General features: G+C 53.1%; 16 protein-coding genes, 1 tRNA gene and 1 pseudogene. 8 read left to right on the top strand and 10 right to left on the bottom strand.

Features of this window, described 5'->3' with window-relative positions; all coding sequences use genetic code 11:
* Positions 1-1,590 precede the first annotated feature (1,590 nt).
* The 8 genes from BMY73_RS22300 to queA all read right to left on the bottom strand — a co-directional run bounded on the left by BMY73_RS22300 (position 1,591) and on the right by queA (position 10,832).
* On the bottom strand, positions 1,591-3,189 hold the full coding sequence (locus BMY73_RS22300; protein ID WP_092409806.1) for an argininosuccinate lyase: 1,599 nt from the start codon (positions 3,187-3,189) through the stop codon (positions 1,591-1,593).
* Positions 3,190-3,255: 66 nt separating this feature from the next.
* Positions 3,256-4,497 (bottom strand): OprD family porin, encoded by a 1,242-nt coding sequence (locus BMY73_RS22295; protein WP_062383533.1) that lies wholly within the window; start codon positions 4,495-4,497, stop codon positions 3,256-3,258.
* Between the two features lie 218 nt (positions 4,498-4,715).
* Positions 4,716-5,258 carry a glycine zipper 2TM domain-containing protein gene (locus BMY73_RS22290; RefSeq protein WP_062383536.1) on the bottom strand — a complete coding sequence of 181 codons (543 nt, stop codon included), beginning with the start codon at positions 5,256-5,258 and terminating at the stop codon, positions 4,716-4,718.
* Positions 5,259-5,376: 118 nt separating this feature from the next.
* The gene (gene secF, locus BMY73_RS22285) at positions 5,377-6,288 is read right to left on the bottom strand and encodes a protein translocase subunit SecF (RefSeq protein WP_092409804.1); all 912 of its coding nucleotides are present in this window, start codon (positions 6,286-6,288) and stop codon (positions 5,377-5,379) included.
* 9 nt (positions 6,289-6,297) lie between these two features.
* Positions 6,298-8,166: a protein translocase subunit SecD gene (gene secD / locus BMY73_RS22280; protein WP_062383543.1), complete on the bottom strand. Its 1,869-nt coding sequence runs from the start codon at positions 8,164-8,166 to the stop codon at positions 6,298-6,300.
* A gap of 62 nt (positions 8,167-8,228) precedes the next feature.
* A complete protein-coding gene (gene yajC / locus BMY73_RS22275; RefSeq protein ID WP_062383548.1) occupies positions 8,229-8,567 on the bottom strand; it encodes a preprotein translocase subunit YajC in 339 nt (112 codons plus the stop codon).
* 55 nt (positions 8,568-8,622) lie between these two features.
* Entirely contained in the window at positions 8,623-9,738 is a 1,116-nt protein-coding gene (tgt, locus tag BMY73_RS22270) for a tRNA guanosine(34) transglycosylase Tgt (RefSeq protein ID WP_175500231.1), read from the bottom strand.
* 14 nt (positions 9,739-9,752) lie between these two features.
* Positions 9,753-10,832 carry a tRNA preQ1(34) S-adenosylmethionine ribosyltransferase-isomerase QueA gene (queA, locus tag BMY73_RS22265; protein ID WP_092409800.1) on the bottom strand — a complete coding sequence of 360 codons (1,080 nt, stop codon included), beginning with the start codon at positions 10,830-10,832 and terminating at the stop codon, positions 9,753-9,755.
* 108 nt (positions 10,833-10,940) lie between these two features.
* Here queA and BMY73_RS22260 point away from each other — a divergent pair.
* From BMY73_RS22260 to BMY73_RS22230, 8 genes and pseudogenes are all read left to right on the top strand, one after another.
* Positions 10,941-11,025: transfer RNA gene (locus tag BMY73_RS22260), tRNA-Leu, on the top strand.
* Between the two features lie 708 nt (positions 11,026-11,733).
* Positions 11,734-12,390: a dUTP diphosphatase gene (locus tag BMY73_RS22255; protein ID WP_218190168.1), complete on the top strand. Its 657-nt coding sequence runs from the start codon at positions 11,734-11,736 to the stop codon at positions 12,388-12,390.
* Between the two features lie 12 nt (positions 12,391-12,402).
* Positions 12,403-13,314 carry a phosphoribosyltransferase-like protein gene (locus tag BMY73_RS28105; protein ID WP_139214266.1) on the top strand — a complete coding sequence of 304 codons (912 nt, stop codon included), beginning with the start codon at positions 12,403-12,405 and terminating at the stop codon, positions 13,312-13,314.
* Positions 13,314-15,200: an ORC-CDC6 family AAA ATPase gene (locus BMY73_RS22250; RefSeq protein ID WP_092409798.1), complete on the top strand. Its 1,887-nt coding sequence runs from the start codon at positions 13,314-13,316 to the stop codon at positions 15,198-15,200. Before BMY73_RS28105 ends, BMY73_RS22250 begins: the two co-directional genes overlap by 1 nt.
* A complete protein-coding gene (locus BMY73_RS28370) occupies positions 15,187-16,179 on the top strand; it encodes a hypothetical protein (RefSeq protein WP_175500230.1) in 993 nt (330 codons plus the stop codon). The genes BMY73_RS22250 and BMY73_RS28370 overlap by 14 nt, the downstream gene beginning before the upstream one ends.
* Positions 16,179-17,228 carry an N-6 DNA methylase gene (locus tag BMY73_RS22240; RefSeq protein WP_092409796.1) on the top strand — a complete coding sequence of 350 codons (1,050 nt, stop codon included), beginning with the start codon at positions 16,179-16,181 and terminating at the stop codon, positions 17,226-17,228. Before BMY73_RS28370 ends, BMY73_RS22240 begins: the two co-directional genes overlap by 1 nt.
* 414 nt (positions 17,229-17,642) lie before the next feature.
* Positions 17,643-18,002, top strand: coding sequence for an IS66 family insertion sequence element accessory protein TnpB (gene tnpB / locus BMY73_RS22235; RefSeq protein ID WP_256571352.1), 360 nt, complete (start codon positions 17,643-17,645; stop codon positions 18,000-18,002).
* 18 nt (positions 18,003-18,020) lie between these two features.
* Positions 18,021-19,520, top strand: a pseudogene (locus tag BMY73_RS22230) (IS66 family transposase).
* 364 nt (positions 19,521-19,884) lie between these two features.
* Here BMY73_RS22230 and BMY73_RS28100 read toward each other — a convergent pair.
* Entirely contained in the window at positions 19,885-20,766 is an 882-nt protein-coding gene (locus tag BMY73_RS28100) for a hypothetical protein (RefSeq protein WP_139214265.1), read from the bottom strand.
* Between the two features lie 115 nt (positions 20,767-20,881).
* Positions 20,882-22,504, bottom strand: coding sequence for a S8 family peptidase (locus BMY73_RS22225; RefSeq protein WP_092409794.1), 1,623 nt, complete (start codon positions 22,502-22,504; stop codon positions 20,882-20,884).
* Positions 22,505-22,625 lie beyond the last annotated feature (121 nt).

The following is a 22,625-nucleotide window of genomic DNA, read 5'->3' as shown; positions in this document are numbered from 1 at the left end:
CCGTCAGATCGCATCCGGCCTCTACCACAACGCCGCTTCTGCCCGCAGGGCGTAGGAGCGCGCTTGCCCGCGATCTGCCGGGAACCGGCAGTAAAACCGATGCATGCGGTGTGTCAGGCACAACCGAGTCGCCTGATTTTGCTGCCGCTTCGCGCCAGATCGCGGGACAAGCCACGCTCCTACAGTTTCGGAGTGAATCAGCAGCACGCGGCATACCGTCAGATCGCATCCGGCCTCTAGCACAACTCCGCTTCTGCCCGCAGGGCAGGTTCGGTCAGGCACCATCTTGCTTCTGCCCGCAGGGCGTAGGAGCGCGCTTGCCCGCAATCTGCCGGGAACCGGCAGTAAAACCGATACATGCGGTGTGTCAGGCATAACCGGGTCGCCTGATGTTGCTGCCGCTGCGCGCCAGATCGCGGGCAAGCGCGCTCCCACGGCCTTCGGCCAGAATCAAGAGCAGCGGCATGCCGCCAGATCGCATCCGGCCTCTAGCACAACTCCGCTTCTGCCCGCAGAGAGGGTTTGGTCAGGGACGATCTTGCTTCTGCCCGCAGGGCGTAGGAGCGTGGCTTGTCCCGCGATCTGCCGGGAACCGGCAGTAAAACCGGTGCATGCGGAATGTCTGGCATAACCGGGTCGCCTGACTTTGCTGCCGCTACGTGCCAGATCGCGGGACAAGGTGGAGCGCCACCCCGGACGCTCCTACAGTTTCGGCGTGAATCAGCAGCACGCGGCATACCGTCAGATCGCATCCGGCCTCTAGCACAACTCCGCTTCTGCCCGCAGAGCAGGTTCGGTCAGGCACGATCTTGCTTCTGCCCGCAGGGCGTAGGAGCGCGCTTGCCCGCGATCTGCCGGGAACCGGCAGTAAAGCCGGTGCATGCGGTGTGTCAGGCATAACCAGGTCGCCTGATTTTGCTGCCGCTTCGCGCCAGATCGCGGGCAAGCGCGCTCCTACAGCGCCGGCGTGAACCAACAGCAGGCGGCATACCGTCAGATCGCGATCCTGGGTTTATCGAGACACTGCTTCTGCCCGCAGGGCGTAGGAGCGCGCTTGCCCGCGATCTGCCGGGAACCGGCAGTAAAACCGGTGCATGCGGTGTGTCAGGCATAACCGAGTCGCCTGATTTGCTGCCGCTGCGCGCCAGATCGCGAGCAAGCTTGCTCCCACGGCCTTCGGCCAGAATCAAGAGCAGCGGCATACCGTCAGATCGCATCCGGCCTCTAGCACAACTCCGCTTCCGCCCGCAGGACAGGTTCGGTCAGGCACGATCTTGCTTCTGCCCGCAGGGCGTAGGAGCGTGGCTTGTCCCGCGATCTGGCGCGAAGCGGCAGTAAAACCGATGCATGCGGAGTGCCTGGCACAACCGGGTCGCCTGATTTTGCTGCCGCTTCGCGCCAGATCGCGGGACAAGGTGGAGCGCCACCCCGGACGCTCCTACAGTTTCGGCGTGAATCAGCAGCACGCGGTATGCCGCCAGATCGCATCCGGCCTCTAGCACAACTCCGCTTCTGCCCGCAGGGCAGGGTTGATCTGGCGCAATCTTGTTTCTGCCCGCGGGCGTCTCCCTCCGGGCAGAAACGGTGGCATCAGCCTTTGGACGACAGCAACTTCTCGAACGCCCGATCCAGGTTACCTTCCGCCTGGGTCAGCTTCTCCCGACGCTCACGCAACCATGCCTGATCGGCATCCAGCGTCTTGTGTGCCTCGGCCAGCATGCGCTTGACCTCTTCTGGCTGAGGTCCTCCGGTGCCTTTGCGGGTCTTGACCATGTTTTCCGGCGACAGCGACGCGCGGAAAGTCGCCTCATCCAGTGGCAAGGTATTTGGCTTCCATTGGTACTTGTCCGCCGCCTTGGTGTAGAGCTTTTGCGCATCGGCGTATGGGAAGGTTTTCGGCGTCAGGCCTTGATCCCGCGCCTGTTCGACAATGAGGGACGCGAAGCTGTGGCCAATGCGGAACGGTACTTTCTGGGTGCGCTCAAGCGTGTCCGCCAGCTCCATCGAAGTGGTCCACTCGTTTTCCAGTTCCTCACGCGCCCGCTGTGGATTGACCTGCAACGCATCGAGCACTGCATTCATGGCGCCGAACATTTCCTTGGTCGAATCGAACACGCCCAGCGAGTCGAAGGCGAACTTGTAGTCGGTCATGCCAGGCGTGACGTTGTGCGCGCGCAGGGTCACGCTTTGTGCCAAGCCCACCACGTCGGACGCGCTTTCCCGTGCGCGCATCAGCAACCCGGGGTTACGTTTCTGCGGCATCGCGCTGCTGGTGTAGGTCTTCTCCTCGTCCAGCAACAGCCACGGCCGAATCTGGTGATATTGGGTGTGGATGTCGCCAATCATCGCGCCGATGCGGATCGCCGAAGACGACGCGATATCCGCCGCCTCAATCGGGATGTCGTAGGTGGAAATCTGGCTGGAATCCATCGAGTTCTCACGCACACCGTCAAAACCCAACAACTCGGCCAAACGCTCGCGATTGAGCGGGTAGGCCGAGTTGGCCAGTACGGCAGTGCCCATTGGGCTCAGATTCAAACGTTGATACAGTTCGCGAATCCGCTGCCCGTCACGATCGAACGAAGCCTCGAAGGCCAGCAGGTAGTGGGCGTAGGTGATCGGCATGGCCTGAACACCGTTGGTGTACGCCGGAATCAACGTGTCGATGTTCTTGTCCGCCAGGTCCAACAGCCGCTTGCGGGTCGCGTTCATGGCCTCGCTGTAGGCCAGCACGTCAGAGCGAAGTTTGGCCAGACGGTAGGTGGCGAGAATGTCCTGACGGCTGCGACCCGAGTGAATCAGTGACGCTTCCGGGCCGATCTTGTCGGTCATGATCTGCTCAAGTTGCAGCACATCGCTCGGGCGCTTGCCGTTGGGCTGGTCGGCCTGATCGATGGCGTAGCGCACGCCGGTCGCAATCTTCTGACCCATCTCGGGTTTGACAATGCCCTCTTCGGTCAGCATGACGATCGAAGCTTTGTTGATACGGTTCAGCCAGGAAAACTGGCTCTCACTTTTGTTGCCTTTTGCACTCGACTTATCGACCGTCGCGCCGATTTTCGCCGCCTGGGCGGCGCATTGTTCGGTGGTCGCACACGGCAAGTCGGCGGTGTTGGCCGCGTAAGCGCCATAGCTGTTGAACAGGGCGAAGGCGATGGCCAGGTGAATGAGGGTCTTTCTTGCAGGCATGTCAGGCTCCGTTGCGGCGCGTGCCGAAGATGAGCGTTATCGGGAAAGTGTCGAAAAGCGTCGAACTCAGAGCAGCGGCAGCGTGTAGCTGACGATGACGCGGTTCTGGTCAATGTTGTTACCCCCATTACTGCGGTAAGTGCCGTTGCGCCACTTCAGTTCGAGGTTCTTCAGTGCGCCGCTCTGGAACACATAGGCAATGTCGGTATTGCGCTCCCACTCCGTGCCTTCCTTGTTGCCGCGCGCGAAGTTGTCGCCTTGCAGATAGCGCGTCATGAAGCTCAGGCCGGGCAACCCGACGGCGGCGAAGTCATAGTCGTAACGGGCTTGCCACGAGCGCTCTTCCGGGTTGGCGAAATCCGGAGAAATCATCACGTAGTTGACGAGGAAGGAGTCGGTACCCGCCAGGTGCGGAAACCCGGTGTCGCCGTTCATGCGTTGATAGGCCACGCCAAAGCCATGACCGGCAACGTTGTAGGTGAACTTGGCGCCGATGGCCGTGTTGTCGACGTTGGTATTACCGTCCTTGAGCGAACGCGCGTAACGCAGGTCGCTCTTGAGCGATTGGGATTCGCCCAGCGGAAAGCTGTGAACCAGCGTCAGAATGTGCTGCTTGTAGTTGTTCTCCAGCCCACCGTAGTTGTAGGACGTGGTCAGCCCCTTGGTCCAGTTGTAGCTGGCGCTGGCGAAGTCGAACTTGTCGCTGGGACGGCCACCTTTGATGCCTTTGCCCTCGGCTTCAATGTCTTCGTGCCCGCTGTCGTTTCGCTCGGTGTTGCTGGTCAGACGGCCGACATTGAGGGTCATGTCGGTGATGTCCCTGGACGTCACCTGCGCCCCGCGAAAGGTCTGAGGCAGCAGACGGCCATCGTTAGGCAGAACAGTCGGCAATCGCGGCAACAATGTGCCGACGCGCAGCACACTCTTGGAAATCCGCGCCTTGGCGGTGACGCCAGCACGGCCATAGTCATCCGGAGCCTTTTCATCCCCGACCGGCAGCAATCCCGAGTTGCGACGCTCGGGACCGGAATCCAGTTTCAAGCCGAAAAGCCCGATGGCATCGACACCGAATCCGACCGTGCCGTCGGTAAACCCGGACTCATAATTGAGGATCAGGCCCTGAGCCCATTCGTCTCGCTTGGACTGGTTGGCGCCGTCCTGGCGATAGTCACTGTTGAAGTAGAAGTTGCGAAATTCGAGATCAGCTTTGCTGTCCTCGAGAAAGTCGGCTTCGGCGAAGCCGGGAAACGCCAGGGTCAACCCGAAGGCAGCCGACGTGAGGCCTAGAGCAACAGGGCTTTTATGCATTTTTATTCCCGCGTGTCGTCGCTGATTTTTATTGGTTTTGTTGTGCGACCCCGATAACGCGTCCGCCTCGGGGCCACGCGAAAAGCTTACGCGGTGACGTTTGCGATTAAAAATATATAGTTACTACTCATTTGATACTTTTTGAATATGCAGAAAATGCGGACAAAAAAACGCCCCGAACCACGGGGCGTTTTTATCTAGCGGGACAAACGTCAGGGTTATTGAGCCTGGCTCAACTCCAGCTGACCGTCCTTGTTGACCGGAATCTGGCTGCCTGGATCACGGTCCATGCGCACCTGACCCACCTTGTCGTTCAACTTGTACTTCACGTTGTAGCCCACCACCTTGTCGCTGATGTCGTTGACGGTGTTGCAACGGCTTTCAGTGGTGGTGTAGGTGTCGCGGTTCTGCATGCCTTCCTGAACCTTGTTACCGGCATAACCGCCGCCGACGGCCCCGGCAACGGTCGCGATCTTCTTGCCGGTACCACCGCCTATCTGGTTGCCAAGCAGGCCACCGGCGACGGCACCGATGACGCTGCCCACAATCTGGTGTTCGTCCTTGACCGGTGCGCGGTGGGTGACCGCGACGTCTTTACACACTTGGCGTGGCGTTTTGATCTGTTCTTTTACAGGCTCGACGGCGAGCACTTCCGCGTACTCAGGGCCGTTTGATTTTACGAGGCTATAGGTGGCCAAAGCGCCACCGGCGGTGACACCGACAGCACCCAATACTGCACCAACTAGCAACGACTTGTTCACGTGAACCTCCTGACCATATTCAGCGCAATTGCTCGCGCTACTCCCAGCCTTGGAGCACAAAAAAAGGCGCGAGTTCACACTCGCGCCTTTTTACAGGATGACCGGTCCGAATAGAGGCTTACGGACGATCGTCCACTTTGTCGGTGGTCACGGGTGGCAGCAGGTCTTCACTGCGCAGGTTCAGCCAGATCAACACCACGTTGGCGATGTAGATCGAGGAGTACGTACCCGCCAGCACACCGATGAACAGCGCGACGGAGAAACCGTGCAGGCTGTCGCCACCGAAGACCCACAGCGCGACGATGGCCAGCAAGGTGGAAATCGACGTCGCCATGGTGCGCAACAGCGTCTGCGTGGTCGAGATGTTGATGTTCTCGATCAGCGACGCCTTGCGCAGCAGACGGAAGTTCTCACGAACCCGGTCGAATACCACGATGGTGTCGTTGAGCGAATAGCCGATGATCGCCAGCACCGCCGCCAGTACCGTCAGGTCAAACGTCACCTGGAAGAACGACAGGATGCCCATGGTCACGACCACGTCGTGGATCAGCGAGACAATCGCACCGACCGCAAACTTCCACTGGAAGCGGAAAGCCAGGTAGATCAGTACGCCGCCCAGCGCGAGCAACATGCCGATACCGCCCTGGTCGCGCAGCTCTTCACCGACCTGCGGGCCGACGAACTCGACACGCTTGACGGTCACAGGGTTGTCAGCGCCGGTCTTGCGCAGCGCTTCGGCCACCTGAGCACCCAGCTGTGGATCTTCGCCCGGCATCCGCACGAGCAGGTCGGTGGTTGCACCGAAGCTCTGCACGATGGCTTCGTGGTAACCCGAAGAAACCAGCTCCTCACGCACCTTGCCCAGATCGGCAGGACGCTCGTAAGTCAGTTCGATCAGCGTACCGCCGGTGAAGTCCAGACCGAAGTTGAGCCCTTTATGAAACCAGCTGAACAACGCCAGTACCGTGAGGAGCATGGTGATGGCGAACGCAACATTGCGAACGCCCATGAAGTTGATGGTACGTTTCATGGCAGCCCCTTAAATCCACAACTTCTTGAAGTCACGACCACCGAAAATCAGGTTGACCATTGCGCGGGTCACCATGATGGCTGTGAACATCGAGGTAAAGATCCCGAGCGACATGGTCACCGCAAAACCCTTCACCGGGCCGGTGCCCATTGCGAAGAGAATGCCGCCGACCAGCAACGTCGTCAGGTTGGCGTCGAGGATCGCGGTGTAGGCGCGGTCGAAACCTTCGTTGATCGCACGCTGCACGGTCATGCCATTGGCGATCTCTTCACGGATACGCGAGAAGATCAGCACGTTGGCGTCCACCGCCATACCCATGGTCAACACGATACCGGCGATGCCCGGCAGGGTCAGGGTTGCACCCAGCAGCGACATCAGCGCCAGCAGCATGACCATGTTGAGGGCCAGTGCGACGGTCGCGATCAGACCGAAGAAACGGTAGATGGCGAGGATGAACAGCGAAACGAACAGCATGCCCCAGAGCGATGCATGAATGCCCTTGGTGATGTTGTCGGCACCCAGGCTCGGGCCAATGGTGCGCTCTTCGGCAAAGTACATCGGCGCCGCCAGACCACCGGCACGCAGCAGCAGCGCGAGCTCGGAAGACTCACCCTGACCGTTCAGGCCGGTGATGCGGAACTGAGCACCCAGCGGCGACTGGATGGTCGCCAGGCTGATGATTTTCTTCTCTTCCTTGAAGGTCTGAACCGGCACGTCTTTCTCGACGCCATCCACCATCTGCTTGGTGTAGGTGGTGGTCGGTTTCTGCTCGATGAAAATCACCGCCATGCTGCGACCGACGTTGGCGCGAGTGGCGCGGCTCATCAGATCGCCACCATGACCATCCAGCTTGATGTTCACCTGTGGACGGCCGTGTTCGTCGAAGCCAGCCTTGGCGTCGGTCACCTGGTCACCGGTGATGATCAGACCCCGCTCCACCGCGGCCGCCGGACGACCGCCTTCGCGGAATTCGAACATTTCAGTGGTGGCCTTGGTGTCATCGGGGCCTGCGCCCAGACGGAACTCAAGGTTGGCGGTCTTGCCGAGAATACGCTTGGCTTCGGCCGTGTCCTGCACGCCTGGCAGTTCAACCACGATGCGGTTGGCACCCTGGCGCTGAACCAGCGGCTCGGCCACACCCAATTCGTTGACCCGGTTACGCACGGTGGTCAGGTTCTGCTTGATCGAGTATTCGCGAATCTCGGCGACTTTGGCCTGGGTCATCGTCAGACGCAGAATCGGCATCTCGCCACGATCGCTCATGGTGATATCGAAATCGGTGTAATCCTTGCGAATCAGCGCACGGGCCTGTTCACGGGAGTCGGTGTCACTGAAACCCAGCTGAATGGCATTGCCGTCTTGCGGCAGGCTGCGATAACGCACTTTTTCCTTGCGCAACAGGCTCTTCACTTCGCCTTCGTAGACGTTCAGACGGGCACTGAGCGCCTTGTCCATGTCCACTTCGAGCAGGAAGTGCACGCCGCCGGAAAGGTCCAGACCCAGCTTCATCGGGCTGGCGCCAATGCTGCGCAGCCACTTGGGCGTGGTTTGGGCCAGGTTCAGTGCAACGACATAGTCGTCACCCAGCGCCTTGCGCGCGACATCCTTGGCCGGCAGCTGGTCTTCCTGCTTGGTCAGACGCAACAAACCGCCCTTGCCATTCTCGGCCAGAGACGCGCCCTTGACCGCGATGCCAGCATCGGTAAGCGCCTTGCTTACGCGATCCAGATCAGCCTGAGTCACCTGCAACGCAGTGCTTGCGCCGCTGACCTGAACGGCCGGGTCATCAGGGTAGAGATTGGGTGCGGAATAAATAAAGCCGATCGCCAGCACTGCCAGGATCAGGATGTATTTCCACAGAGGGTATTTGTTCAACATCACGCCGCCTGCTTATAACGCGGGGCGCCTTGCGCGCCCCGTCGATTGGTAAAAGACTGGAATCAGATGGCTTTCAGAGTGCCCTTAGGCAGGGTGGCAGCGATAGCGCCCTTCTGGATCTTCAGTTCAACGGTGTCGGAAACTTCGATCACGACGAAATCGTCAGTCACTTTATTGATCTTGCCGGCGATGCCGCCGGAAGTGACAACTTCATCGCCCTTCTGCAAGTTGCCCAGCAGGTTCTTCTGCTCTTTGGCGCGCTTGGCCTGTGGACGCCAGATCATCAGGTAAAAGATGACCAGGAAACCGACCAGGAAGATCCACTCAAAACCCGAACCTGCCGGGCCAGCGGCCGCAGGTGCCGCGGCGTCTGCCATGGCGTTGGAAATGAAAAAGCTCATTTAACACTCCAGTTGCATAATTTTAATAATAAGAAGCGGTAAGACCGGTTGTCATTCAGTCCAGAGGCGGCACGGGAAGCCCGCGTTTGGCATAGAACGTGTCGACAAAGGCGGCCAATGTACCCTGTTGAATAGCCTCGCGCAAACCAGCCATAAGCAGCTGGTAATGCCGCAAATTGTGGATCGTATTGAGCATGCTCCCCAGCATTTCGCCGCACTTGTCCAGGTGATGCAGATAAGCGCGGGAGAAGTTCTTGCAGGTGTAGCAATCGCAGGTCGGATCCAGCGGCGATTCATCGTGGCGATGAAACGCGTTACGAATCTTCAGGACACCGGTGTCGATGAACAGATGACCGTTGCGAGCATTGCGCGTCGGCATGACGCAGTCGAACATGTCGACTCCGCGACGCACACCTTCAACCAGGTCTTCCGGCTTGCCTACACCCATAAGGTAACGAGGTTTTTCAGCTGGCATGCGGCCCGGCAGATAGTCCAGCACCTTGATCATTTCGTGCTTCGGCTCGCCCACCGACAGGCCGCCAATGGCCAGGCCGTCGAAGTCGAGCTCGTTCAAGCCTTCCAGCGAGCGCATGCGCAGGTTTTCATGCATGCCGCCCTGAACGATGCCGAACAAAGCCGCAGTGTTTTCGCCATGGGCGATCTTCGACCGCTTGGCCCAGCGCAGGGACAGCTCCATGGAGGTGCGCGCAACGTCTTCGTCCGCCGGGTACGGCGTGCATTCGTCGAAGATCATCACGATGTCAGAACCCAGGTCGCGCTGGACCTGCATCGACTCTTCCGGCCCCATGAACACCTTGGCGCCATCCACCGGAGAGGCGAACGTCACGCCCTCCTCCTTGATCTTGCGCATGGCACCCAGGCTGAACACCTGAAAACCACCGGAGTCGGTCAGGATCGGGCCTTTCCACTGCATGAAATCGTGCAGGTCGCCGTGGCCCTTGATCACCTCAGTGCCCGGACGCAGCCACAGGTGGAAGGTGTTGCCGAGGATGATCTGCGCACCCGTGGCTTCAATATCCCGAGGCAGCATGCCCTTGACCGTGCCGTAGGTACCGACCGGCATGAACGCCGGGGTTTCGACCACGCCACGCGGAAAGGTCAGACGACCACGACGAGCCTTGCCATCAGTGGCCAACAGCTCGAACGACATACGACAGGTGCGACTCATGCTTGATCCTCTGAGGCCGAGTCCGCTGGGTCAGAACCCTCAGGGGCAGTCGGCGCGGGATTGCGGGTGATGAACATGGCATCACCGTAACTGAAGAAGCGGTAACCGTGCTCCACCGCTGCCGCGTAGGCCGCCATGGTTTCCGGGTAACCGGCGAAGGCCGAAACCAGCATCAACAGCGTGGATTCAGGCAAATGGAAGTTGGTGACCAGAGCATCGACCACATGAAACGGCCGCCCCGGATAGATGAAGATGTCGGTATCGCCACTGAACGCCTTGAGCACGCCATCGCGCGCCGCGCTTTCCAGCGAACGCACACTGGTGGTACCGACCGCGATCACCCGACCGCCCCGCGCGCGACACGCCGCAACGGCATCGACCACGTCCTGCGTGACCTCCAGCCATTCGCTGTGCATATGGTGATCTTCGATCCGGTCCACGCGCACCGGCTGAAACGTCCCCGCCCCCACGTGCAACGTCACGAACGCCGTCTCGACGCCCTTCTCGGCAATCGCGTCCATCATCGTCTGATCGAAATGCAGCCCCGCCGTCGGCGCCGCCACCGCACCGGCACGCTGCGCGTACACGGTCTGATAACGCTCGCGATCCGCGTCATCATCCGGGCGATCTATATAAGGAGGCAACGGCATGTGACCGACGCGCTCCAGCAGCGGCAACACCGGCTCGGCAAAACGCAGCTCGAACAACGCATCGTGGCGCGCAACCATCTCGGCCTCGCCACCGCCATCGATCAGGATCGTCGAACCCGCTTTGGGCGACTTGCTGGACCGCACATGCGCCAGCACGCGGTGCTGATCGAGCACCCGCTCCACCAGAATTTCCAGCTTGCCGCCCGAGGCTTTCTGCCCGAACAACCGCGCCGGAATCACCCGGGTATTGTTGAAAACCATCAGATCGCCAGGGCGCAAATGCTCCAGCAAATCAGTGAATTGGCGATGTGCCAGCGCGCCGCTTGGCCCGTCGAGGGTCAGCAAACGGCTGCTGCGTCGCTCCGCCAAGGGATGGCGAGCGATCAATGAATCAGGGAGCTCGAAGGTAAAGTCAGCGACACGCATGATGGGGTTCGTCTAGCAGGGCCGGGAAGTTTAGCCGAATAAGTGAAAATTGACCATGAAACATGATTGACCAACGGTAGGAGCGTCTCTATACTTCGCCGCCATTGAGCCCTGATGGCGGAATTGGTAGACGCGGCGGATTCAAAATCCGTTTTCGAAAGGAGTGGGAGTTCGAGTCTCCCTCGGGGCACCAAACAGCAATACCTTCAAGCGGTTACGTGGCTTGAAGCACAGAGAAACCGGCCAGATTTGAGCCGGTTTTTTTGTGTCTAGCTGACTATCCTAGTCCGTGTCTCCAAAGTCTCGCCGCTTGTGGCATAAGAAGAAAATCGCACCTCGGTCCACAGAGACGACGCGTAGTTAAAACACGCCTTTCTATCGCTGACACGTTGGCCCGCGCCTGACCTCCGACGTCATCTTCTACTCTCCAACGAGGGAAGTGGTTACGCTTGAACAAGGGCAAAAGCAAATCACCGCACTAAGCCTCGGTAAGCATCATCTGACGCTTGTCGTTGGCATGTCCGCGGTCGGACATTGCTCCGGCAGGAACACTTACCTACAAGTCGCCGACCGCGCAGGGTGGGTGTTTTCACGCGCGAATCTTCAGCGCGAGCAGACGCGACGGACGGCCCCAGATCCACCAATCTACTGTGTCTGACTCCTCTCACGCGAAGGAGTCGGAGCGACAGATTTTTCGGATCCTCCTTTAGGGGGGGCTACATAGATTTCCAGACTCACAGGTTTTCTCTTGCTATTATTTTTGCAAGGATGTCCGTCTTATCAAAGCGTAAAAGCCGAGTCAAATGATGCGTCTGAGTAGAGGGACGCGGCACTACACCAGTGTTAAGATCAAGTTGGTTTTTTGCGCGTAGGCAACTGGTATTCCCCTGTGAGGTGGCAAATGGATAGGCTAGCACTGCTCCAAAATCAAGCAAAATTAATGTTGCATTTGCAAGACACTATCAATAGCAAAATAAACAAAGAATGGAGATCAGCAAGAAATCCATGGTATCGCGCTATTTGGACCGAATGTGCAGAACTAATGGACCACGTGGGGTGGAAGTGGTGGAAGTCGCAGGAAGTAGATATTGCTCAGATGAAATTGGAGCTGGTCGATATATGGCATTTCGGCTTGAGCGAGCTTCTTGCATCAGCTTACACCGAATCGAAAGTTGAAGCACTGCTGGCATCAGCATTAAGTGAACTAGACAAAGGTCAAAAATCCTACGCGTCTGCACAGAGCATCTTAGATGCAATAGAATCCTTTTCATTAGCAACTCTCAAATCAAAAAGCTTCGACCTGCCGTCCTTCATAACGCTTGCAGCAGCAAGCAACTTATCAACCAGTGAGCTCTTTAAGTCATATGTAGGAAAAAACATTCTCAACAGATTTCGCCAAGACAATGGCTACAAGTCAGGTACTTACATCAAGATATGGGAAGGCAAAGAAGACAATGTTTGGTTAAGTGAACTGATAGAAAAGCTGTCGATTACCTCAAGCGACTTCTCTGAAGAACTCTACAATCTGTTAGCCACCACGTATAAAAACAAAGCATAACAGGAGGCTTACATGGAAGTTGCATTACCAACAGATAAATGGCGCTATATGGTAACGACAGGGCTGTGGCCCAAAAGAGGTAATTTCGATCCAGTAGGATGGACATCCAATTTTTCAAAAGAAGAGATGCCATTAGCACTCAGACTTCTCGACGGCTTTACATATTTCTCTGACGAACTTGTAAAGCAAATGTTTAGAAGTGCATTTCTCAATGTATCACAACACATACTCACCGACAAAGACTCATTGAAAAAATCTCGCACATCTTGGGCTGAATTCATAGATTCTTTGATAGTAGTAAGAGTGACAGGCGAAATCCCCCACGATGCAGACAGCGGATTTGCTTTCGCAAGGTTGGCACGTGACATTCTTATGCTGGATGAGCAAAAAATTGTTTCACCCGAAGCAGCGCTAGAGATTTTTATGAGAGGCCACACTCCTAACGTTCTGTTTGTAGATGATTTCGTAGGCTCAGGAAATCAATTTGGTGACACTTGGGAAAGAGAGTATGAAATTCACCACCAGAAGATTTCATTTGCAGCAGTACAACATCATCTACAAGGAAAAATAAAGTTTTTTTACTGCCCTGTCATTTGCACTGAGCTAGGCCAATCAAATATTTCGAGAAGATGCCCTGAGGTTAAAATTGTTCCAGCTCATTTCTACACCTCACGCCAAAGCGCCCTCAGCAGTGATTCCGCAATATGGCGCAAGGACATGAAGATAGAAGGTCCAGAGTTTGTAAAAACAGTAAGCGCTAGAATTGGGCTTCCGGACACTGATGGTGGGGAGGACTGCTGGCGAGGCTTTCACAAACTAGGGCTGGCACTCGCATTTGGTCATGGTTGCCCTGATGCAACACTTCCAATATTTTATACGCAGCTTAATAGCTGGAAGCCACTCATAAAAAAGGGGTCGCTATAATGACTTTAATTCAGGAAGATGCAACCCGACGATTAAATAAGACTCTCGGCCTATATAAGGCAGAGTGGTTAAACGAAGCGATTTTTAAACTATTTAATGAACCGGCATATTTCCAGGAACTCCGCACGCACAGGCCATGCGTTCTAATAGGCGGCCGCGGCACGGGAAAAACCACAGTCCTTCGCGGCCTTTCCTACCAAGGCCAGCTAGAGCTAACTAGCAATCCTTCCCCGATAACTGAGTGGCCCTTTTATGGAGTCTACTACAGGGTTAATACAAATAGGGTGACTGCATTTCGAGGCGCAGAATTAAGTGAAGAAAAGTGGTGCGCGTACTTTGGACACTACATCAACCTTACTTTCTGCCAATTACTTTTGGATTTTTCGAGCTGGTTCGAGGAAAAAACCGAAGTAAAAATAGACATACCAGCTAAGGACTTAAAAAAAGTTTCTACAACCCTAGGACTTCAGGAAATCAATACAATTGGAGATCTAGCCGAAGAAATAGAATATCTCATTCTGGACTTCGAAGCTCAAATCAACACGATCGCAGACAACCCACCCGAAAGAATTTCATCGCTAGCCGCCCCATTAGACGAACTAGCCAGCGCACTTCTAAAATCCTCAGCACTAAAGGGAAAACAATTTTTCTTTCTGATTGACGAGTTTGAAAATTTTGAAGACTATCAGCAGCGAGTACTGAATACAATTATCAAACACGCTAACAAAAACTACACCTTTAAAATCGGAGTAAGAGAACTAGGCTGGAGACAGCGAGCGACGTTAAACTCTAATGAACAACTAACATCCCCCGCAGATTACGCCAGAATTAATATTGCCGACAAGCTAAACGAACAACGTTTCCCTGCGTTTGCGGAATCAGTGATCAGACAAAGAATCACAAGCGCCTTTCCTGACGAAGAAAATATAATTACGACGCCGCAGCAGCTTCTACCTACAGTTAGTGATTTGGAAGAAGCTGAGCTTCTATTGGGAAGTGAAGGAAAAACCAAGTTACTTGAAAAACTGAGAAACTTAAATCTATTAACCAATCTTGACGCTGCGATGCGGATTGACATTGGCCACCTTTACTTTCTAAGTTACTGGGGTGCTGGTACTGATGAAAGCTTTGCTGAAAATGTAAAATCGTGGCTTAGCGACAAAAACTCTTGGAAGCAAAAACTAGAAAACCATTTCCACGCATCGTTATACGCAATTAGGAAAGGCAAGCGCGGCATCAGCAAATACTACACGGGCTGGGATGTATATGTCTCACTTGCAAATGGCAATATCCGCTATCTACTTGAGCTCGTACATGCCGCTTTCACACGTCACGTTGAAAATGAAGGCACCCCTCAAGAGCCAATTTCTTACAAGTCTCAAACTGAAGCAGCAGAGGATATAGGCAGAAAAAATCTTTCTGAACTGGAGGGATTAAGTGTTGAGGGCGGAAAGCTTACAAAGTTAGTGTTAAGTGTTGGTCGTATATTGCAAGTTATGGCGTCAGATGCGAATGGGCACGCCCCCGAGGTAAACCAGTTCCATATTAAACAAGATTCATCTAAAACAGATGCAAGTGAGCAGGTTAAAAAAATTCTAGAACAAGCTGTAATGCATCTCGCATTGGTTCGTTCGCCAGGTAACAAGCTAATGTCAGAGAGCGATACCGCTGACTACGACTATCGTTTGCATCCGATATTTTCACCGCTTTTTGTCTTTAGCCACAGAAAAAAACGAAAATTCGTGCTAGGAGAGCAACAATTTCTAGGGCTTATTTCTTATCCTAGAGAAACAATCAGAGAAGTTTTAGCACAAAGTAACCGAAGCGATAGCATACAGCTCCCAGACCAACTTAGCTTATTTGGATCTTATTATGCGGGCAACTAAAGATACTCCAGTGCTTACCGACACTTTTGAAAATGCCAGTGATTTTCGCCCGTGCGATAATAGCATTTACATTTTCGGCTCAACAGGAGAATTACGTGCCCAGCATATCGAGTCCTGGAGAGCTACTATAGTAGGTGTAAAAATTCATGAAATTACACTTGAATCTCAAAATTCATTCACAGTGAAAGATATCGAGTCCCCTATTTCGCTCAGGTCAGAAGTAGATATACAATCTTTATGGAAAGGATATGATCCAAAAGTTAAAATTTATTTAGATATAACAGGCCTTACGCACTCCGTATGGGCAGGAATACTAAAAGCAGCTCTATCGGCAAGGCTAGAGGTTCTTGCGGTGTACGTAGAACCCGACATGTACTCTAGAAGTTCAGCGCCCGTAGAGGGACAAATTTATGATTTAAGCAATAGCATCCAAGGAATTTCTCCACTACCCGGATTCGCTACTCTTTCATCTCGCAATAACGACCAGTTTACGTTTGTCCCTTTGCTCGGATTCGAAGGGCCACGTTTGCGCTACATAGTTGAACAAATTCAGCCAGGGTATGAAAATATTAGACCTGTCATAGGATCACCGGGATTCAAACCTTGGTATGTATTTGAAACCTATGTGGGGAACAAAGGTGCACTGCAAGAAACTGAAGCATGGCAATCAATCAGATATGCTCCTGCAAACTGTCCTTTCAGCTGTTTTTATTTATTGGAGGAAATTTCAGCTGACACATCTGGCCGGGCCTTGAAAGTAGCACTTATCGGCACTAAACCTCACGCCTTGGGTGCAGTACTTTTTACGCTGTCAAGCCACGTAGCTGTGGAGCTGGTTCACGATCACCCTATCAGGAAGGCTGGTCGCACTGGCGGAACCGCCCGTCTTCTGGTATATCACGTTTCCGCGCTTTTCGATGAAGCGTCAGCTATTTTCATCAAACGTAGCGTAAATAGACCGCGTAGATCAAAAACCTGATGATCGATCTTCATTACACACCCTCCGAACTGGCGCAGACGATGATTGCGTGTGTTCCGGAAAACTTTGTTCCTCAAAGCATCGCCGACTTCTCAGCTGGGGAAGGAAGCCTGCTTAATGAAGCAGAAAAGTATTGGCCATATGCCTCCATATACGCCAACGATTTAAGCAAAAAAAATGCAAGACTGATAGCTTCTTTAAATAAAAAATGGTGTGTCTCATGTTCAGATTTCTTAAAGCTGAGCTCTCATAGAAGTACCAAGTTCTCGCAAAAAAAACAATCAATTGATTTAGTATTACTAAATCCTCCATTTAGCGAAAGAGGCCGAAAAGGTACTATTTGGCCAGACCTAATAGGCGTCAAGTCTGGCTTGGCGTTAGCGTTTGTTTATTTAAGCCTGAAGTACCTATCAAAAGATGGCTATTTATTCGCAATATTGCCAAATGGTTCATTGGCTAGCGAGCGAGATGAGCAGGGTTGGAACCTGATAAATAAAAACTACAATGTCGAGATTGTTTCGGGAAACTGCATGCGTATTTTCAAAAGCGCAGTAGCTCGCACATCAATTGTCAAGATTACGTATAAACAATCACGGTCGCCCATCATCTATAACTCTGAAGTCAAAACAGAAACACCAAAAGCACTCATTAAACGTGGCCAAGTACAAATGCACGCCATCAAGGCATGCGATAATGGATTGCCGCTCATACACACTACTCAGCTAATAAACGGAGAGATCATACTCAACCACCCTTACGAAAAAGTCTTCTCTCGAGTCTCGATTAAAGGACCAGCTTTATTATTTCCTCGGGTCGGCATGATTACACCCGGAAAGATTTGCGTTCTGGAGAAAGATGAGGCGGTCACGCTATCAGATTGCGTTTTAGCTATTGAAACCCATGATATCCACAGAAGCAGATCTATCCGAGACTATGCACTTAAAAATTGGCAACAGTTTCATAAACTTTATGATGGGACCGGAGCCAAGTATATAACGCTAAAAAAAGCAAACGCCTTTTTTGAAAGAGCTATGAACTCCATTCAGTAAGCCAGGGAGCAGAGAGGCTTGGGCTTCGACTTTGCGTAATGGGTAGTGCTTGACGACAGTTCCTATGGTATTCCTCAACTTAAATGGTATCTCCCAGCCTTTTCAAGGTGTTTATGATACCCGCCGAATGGATTCGAAATGTGTCAGCTTAGCCTTGTAACGCTAAGCAAGCCCACGAGAGTGGGTCAGAAGCGGCAACCCACACCTTAAAGCGTTCAAGGGGACGACAAATCTCCCTGCGGATCACCGCCCGCGATTTTGAGAGGGAGATCGGCCGTTTTTCCGTTTTCCGCCCAAGGATTGGGGAGGTCTCAAAACCACGTTAAAGGGTAACCGCTCCATGAACCCCACATTCCAAGCGCTTATGTGATGCTCGATGCTCTGCTCCCGATTTCTTTCTGGAGCCCGCCAGCCATGATGCGACCCGATGCCAAAGTCGAAAAAGTCTATCTCTACCCCAAACCCGTCGACTTCCGAAAATCCATTGACGGCCTTGCTGCGTTGGTCGAACTCGACATCAAGGTCGCGGTCTTTGACCCAGTGCTTTTTGTGTTCCTCAATAAGCCGCGCAACCGTGTGAAGATCTTGTACTGGGAACGCAACGGCTTCTGCCTTTGGCTCAAGCGCCTGGAGTCTGAGCGCTTCAAAACATCGCCCGATCAGACCGACGAAGCAATTGTCCTGACTGTCCAGGAGCTCAACTGGATGCTCGACGGCTTTGACCCTTGGCGTAACCGTCCCCATCAAGTTTTGACGCCGCGATTCGTGGCCTGATTCGGTATAATCCCGGGCATGAATTTCGTGCCCGACAACCTTCCTGATGATCCTGAATTGCTCAAGCAGATGCTTGCGAAGATGCAGTCCAGGATGGGCGTGCTCGAAGAGCAAGTCGCACTGCTAAGGCAGCGCCTGTTCGGCCGAAAATCAGAGCAGGCCGTCGATCCGGCAACGCCTCAAATGGCGTTGTTCAATGAAGCGGAGCACGAGGTCGAGTTGGCGCGCGATACCACTGAAGAAGAGGTCGTCGCACCCTCAAAGCGTCGTGGCAAGCGTAACCCATTACCTGCCGATCTACCGCGCATTGAAGTCATCCATGAACTGCCCGAGCATGAGCTGACCTGCGTCTGCGGCTGCCGCAAACACGCCATTGGCGAGGAAATCAGCGAGCAACTTGAAATTGTCCCGATGCAGATACGGGTGATCAAACACGTTCGTAAAGTCTACGGTTGTCGCGACTGCGAGACTGCACCGGTGACTGCGGACAAGCCGGCTCAGGTGATTGAAAAAAGCATGGCCAGCCCGAGCGTTCTGGCGATGCTGCTGACCACTAAATATGTGGACGGTTTGCCGCTTCACCGCTTTGAAAAGGTGCTGGGTCGCCACGGCATCGATATCCCTCGCCAGACCCTGGCACGCTGGGTTATCCAGTGCGGCGAACACTTTCAGCCGCTGCTGAATTTAATGCGCGACAGCCTGTTGGCCAGCCGGGTCATCCATTGCGATGAAACGCGGGTGCAGGTGTTGAAAGAGCCTGGCCGTGAGCCAGGTAGCCAGTCATGAATGTGGGTGCAAACCGGCGGCCCACCGGATAAGCCGGTGATCCTTTTTGACTACCCCACCAGCCGAGCGCAGGAGGTGCCTACGCGTCTGCTCGTTGGCTATCGTGGCTACGTCATGACCGATGATTATGCCGGTTACAATGCGCTGGGCGCCCAAGCTGGAGTTGAGCGTTTAGGATGCTGGGCCCATGCGCGTCGCAAGTTTGTTGAAGCACAGAAAGTGCAGCCCAAAGGTAAAACGGGGCGCGCGGATATCGCACTGAATCTGATCAAAAAGCTTTACGGCATCGAACGCGACCTAAAGGCTTTCTGCGACGATGAACGCAAGACCGGTCGTTACGAACAAAGCCTGCCGATACTGGCTCAGTTGAAAAGTTGGATCGAAAAGACGCAGCCACAGGTCACTGCTCAGAACGCCCTGGGCAAAGCCATCAGTTACCTCGCCAGTAACTGGAGCAAGCTGGAGCGATATGTCGAGGAAGGCTACCTGCCACTCGACAACAACACCGCTGAACGCGCGATCCGCCCCTTCGTGATCGGCAGAAAGAACTGGCTGTTTAGCGATACGCCCAAAGGCGCAACGGCCAGTGCTCAACTTTACAGCCTGGTCGAGACTGCCAAAGCCAACGGCCAGGAGCCCTATGCGTGGCTGCGCCACGCACTGGAACGCCTGCCGGTTGAAGACTACGAAGCGCTGCTACCGTGGAACTGCTCGCCGGTATCATCTAGCTAAGCGCCCCCCCCATAATGAAGCTGGTGGGTTTATGGAGCGCTTAGCGATAAAGTAACGCACGTGCTTTGAACAGGAGACTGAAACCACGCGAGAGCACTTGAAGTCGTCGAAACTGATGATGTACCTTGGACAACAATGCTCGGAGCCTCAGCAATCATCTCTGAGGTTCCGAGTTACGAAGTATTCCACAATACTCGGAGAACATAATTAGTAATGATGAAGAAACCGCCTCGTTTGCTTGTGTATTATGGTACTGCCTCGATATCCACAGACATAGGCAGCGACTGAATACTGACCTAAACACCTGCACAAATCAGAGCCATGCCGAGGCGACGCCACTTGGGAAACTCAGTTTGGCTCTATATTACTTACCGCAATCTAGTTTTTCCAACGCCACATCATCTTTTGATTTTATCGCATCAGCACATGCACTGTATTTGACTTTATCCATTTCCAACTTTGTTGACGCTAGCAACTGAGCACTTGACTTTTCATCCGAGCTTTTAAAACTTTCAAATAGCTTCCCCACAGCCCCAAAATACGCTCCAATTACGGCAGCAGGGATAGTCAGCAAACCTACAACTTCACCATCAGTAGACTGATTGTATTTTGTAGGCATACCATCAACAAACCCGAAGTCTGCTTCACCGTTCGCAAATAGCGTCCTTGAGATAGGTAAAAAATATGTTGGTGACTGTGATGGCGAGAAAACAAGTGCCGAAGCATTAAAACCACCGCTAACGCTAACCAAGTATGGTTCTGCCTGGCGATAATACACCCCTGATCTATTAGCCGTGAGAGACCTTGAACTCACCACATCGCGTTGTTGCTTTTTAGAAATTGACACATTGAGACCACATGCCGTTCCACTATACGGCTCTTGTGTCGCCGGAACAATGAAAGTATGAGTACCATCTGTGCAAGCCTCGGCAAGTGTTGTGCTTGCAGGCTTTGCCAAAACGGATCCAGCCAGACCAGCCAGATTTTGAAAGGCTTCAGATACCCCACTAGTCGCTGTTGACTTAGTTGAGGTTAACAGACCATTTGTATCAACACCTACATTCGCAACATTTTTCCCAGTTATGCCCCCTTTAAATCGCAGAAGATAATTTTTAGACTCATCTGGGTACGCAGATGTACTGTCAAGTGCTACCGAAGAAATCTTACCACCTTGAACTACTATCTTAATAGAAATATCCTTATTGGGCAGGTAATACCTCAGACCATCACCAGTATTATCACTCACTTCCGTAGACTCCAAGTTAGAGCACCCGGCCAGTGCGAGCGGAATTAGAACGCGAACGAATATCTTCATGTGCGGCCCCTGCGTGCGTATTTAAATTCAAATATTAGGAATATAGCTAATTATTCGGAAAACTGAGCGCATCGATAGCAATTTTGGATTTTTCGCCAAAAACATGCTGTATGGCGGCCTTGTCCTTTTCGTTAACCCCCCCTTTCATTTCAATAATATAAAAACCGTCTCTATCTTTCACCTCAGTTGTTTTTCCAGTGACAGTCTCAAGTTCAGCCGCCACGTGATCAGTCGGCGCGACTGAAACATTCTCTTGCGGAATGACTACCACACGTGAGGGCAGACTATTAACAACGGTCGATTGAGGATCACCGTCATTGTGTTGAGCAGGTTCCACTGTGCCAACAGGAAATTTTTCCAATGAGACGATATTAAGCGCTGTAAATTTTTGCCCAGTGCGGCCATCAATAACTTGAGTACCACTAGCTTTCAGTACTTTGACCAAGTCTGGCACCTTAGCACTGGGCAACTTGGACCTTAACAAAACCAGTGCTCCGCTGACTTGCGGTGCAGCCATAGAAGTGCCTGTTTTACGTCCGTACCCACCGCCCTGATCCGAAGACAGGACATTATCGCCAAGCGCAAGCAGGGTTGTGGTGACGGCAGTGTTAGAGTAGGAATATGCCAGATGATTAAATACATCAACTGCTCCAACAGATATCACACCAGGGATACATGCCGGAGAAGACGAAGCTCCAAGCAGCCCCTCGTTGCCACTGGCGGCCACTACTGCCACATTACCGGAAACCAATTTTTGGATGCTTTCCGACAAAATATCATCAGCGCAGCTTTTGGAGAACGCACCGTGCCCCATACTCATATTGACAACCGCAAGGCCAGTTTCCTTGTGGATCGTGTACAAATAGTTTAAAGCTCTAATTTGATCCGACGCAAAACTCAGAACACAAGGAGTACTATTCCCCCCACACAGAGATGGATCATCAAACTGGCTGTACACTTGCACAGAAATAAACTTCGAGCCCGGGGCAGTCCCTTGCAACACCTCTCCTTTAAAAGTGACAGGTCCACCGACTGCAATACCTGCAACGTGAGTACCGTGACCACAGCCTATAGTTGAGCTACTACAGTCTTTCCCTGCACCTTTCATTATTTGGGTTTCAAGTCCATTAGGGCATAATGACTTTGACTTAGGGCTCGAAGAGCTTATTGAAGAGAAGCAGGCTTCACCAACCAACTTCCCCTGTAAAAAAGGGTGACTGGCGTTTATGCCAGTATCGACTATTGCAATAGTTTCGCCCTTACCCTCCCAAGAATCATTCTTACCATCTACCTCGCCAATGGTAGTCAACCCACTAGCCGAGTCTGTAAACGTCCAACTTGGTTTAGATAGATAGTCTTCAACAACAGCAATGACATTAGAATCTTTCCTCAAAGATTCGACTCCTTCGGCCGACATTTCAGCAACAATCAAATCTGGTAGTCCCAATGTTTGAATTTCCCCGAATGACTGCCTAGCGTATTTTGATTTCATGTAGCCGAGCGGATTGGATAGCGCCCCTAAATTATAGCTTTCAGGCGATGACGACTGTTTTAGCTTTACGATGACCCTGGTAGTTTCTGGTCTGTGTTCCTCCGGCTCAGCCGCGAGGGTGTTCAGATGGAATACTGCCAACCCCATAAAAATAGCCGACTTAGCAAAAATCCACATACTTTCCCCTAGCTTCAGTGATCTACCAAAGCGATTAAAAGGTCAAGCTTAAGGCTAAATACAAGCTTTATTTAGGATCAAGCAGCTTTAAATCTAGACTATCAAAGTCCCCTGTCAAGGA

This window comes from Pseudomonas sp. NFACC02, assembly GCF_900110765.1.
In the GTDB taxonomy this organism is placed as follows: domain Bacteria; phylum Pseudomonadota; class Gammaproteobacteria; order Pseudomonadales; family Pseudomonadaceae; genus Aquipseudomonas.
Note: the sequence above shows the minus strand (reverse complement) of the source record. Positions and strands in the feature narration are given on the sequence as shown.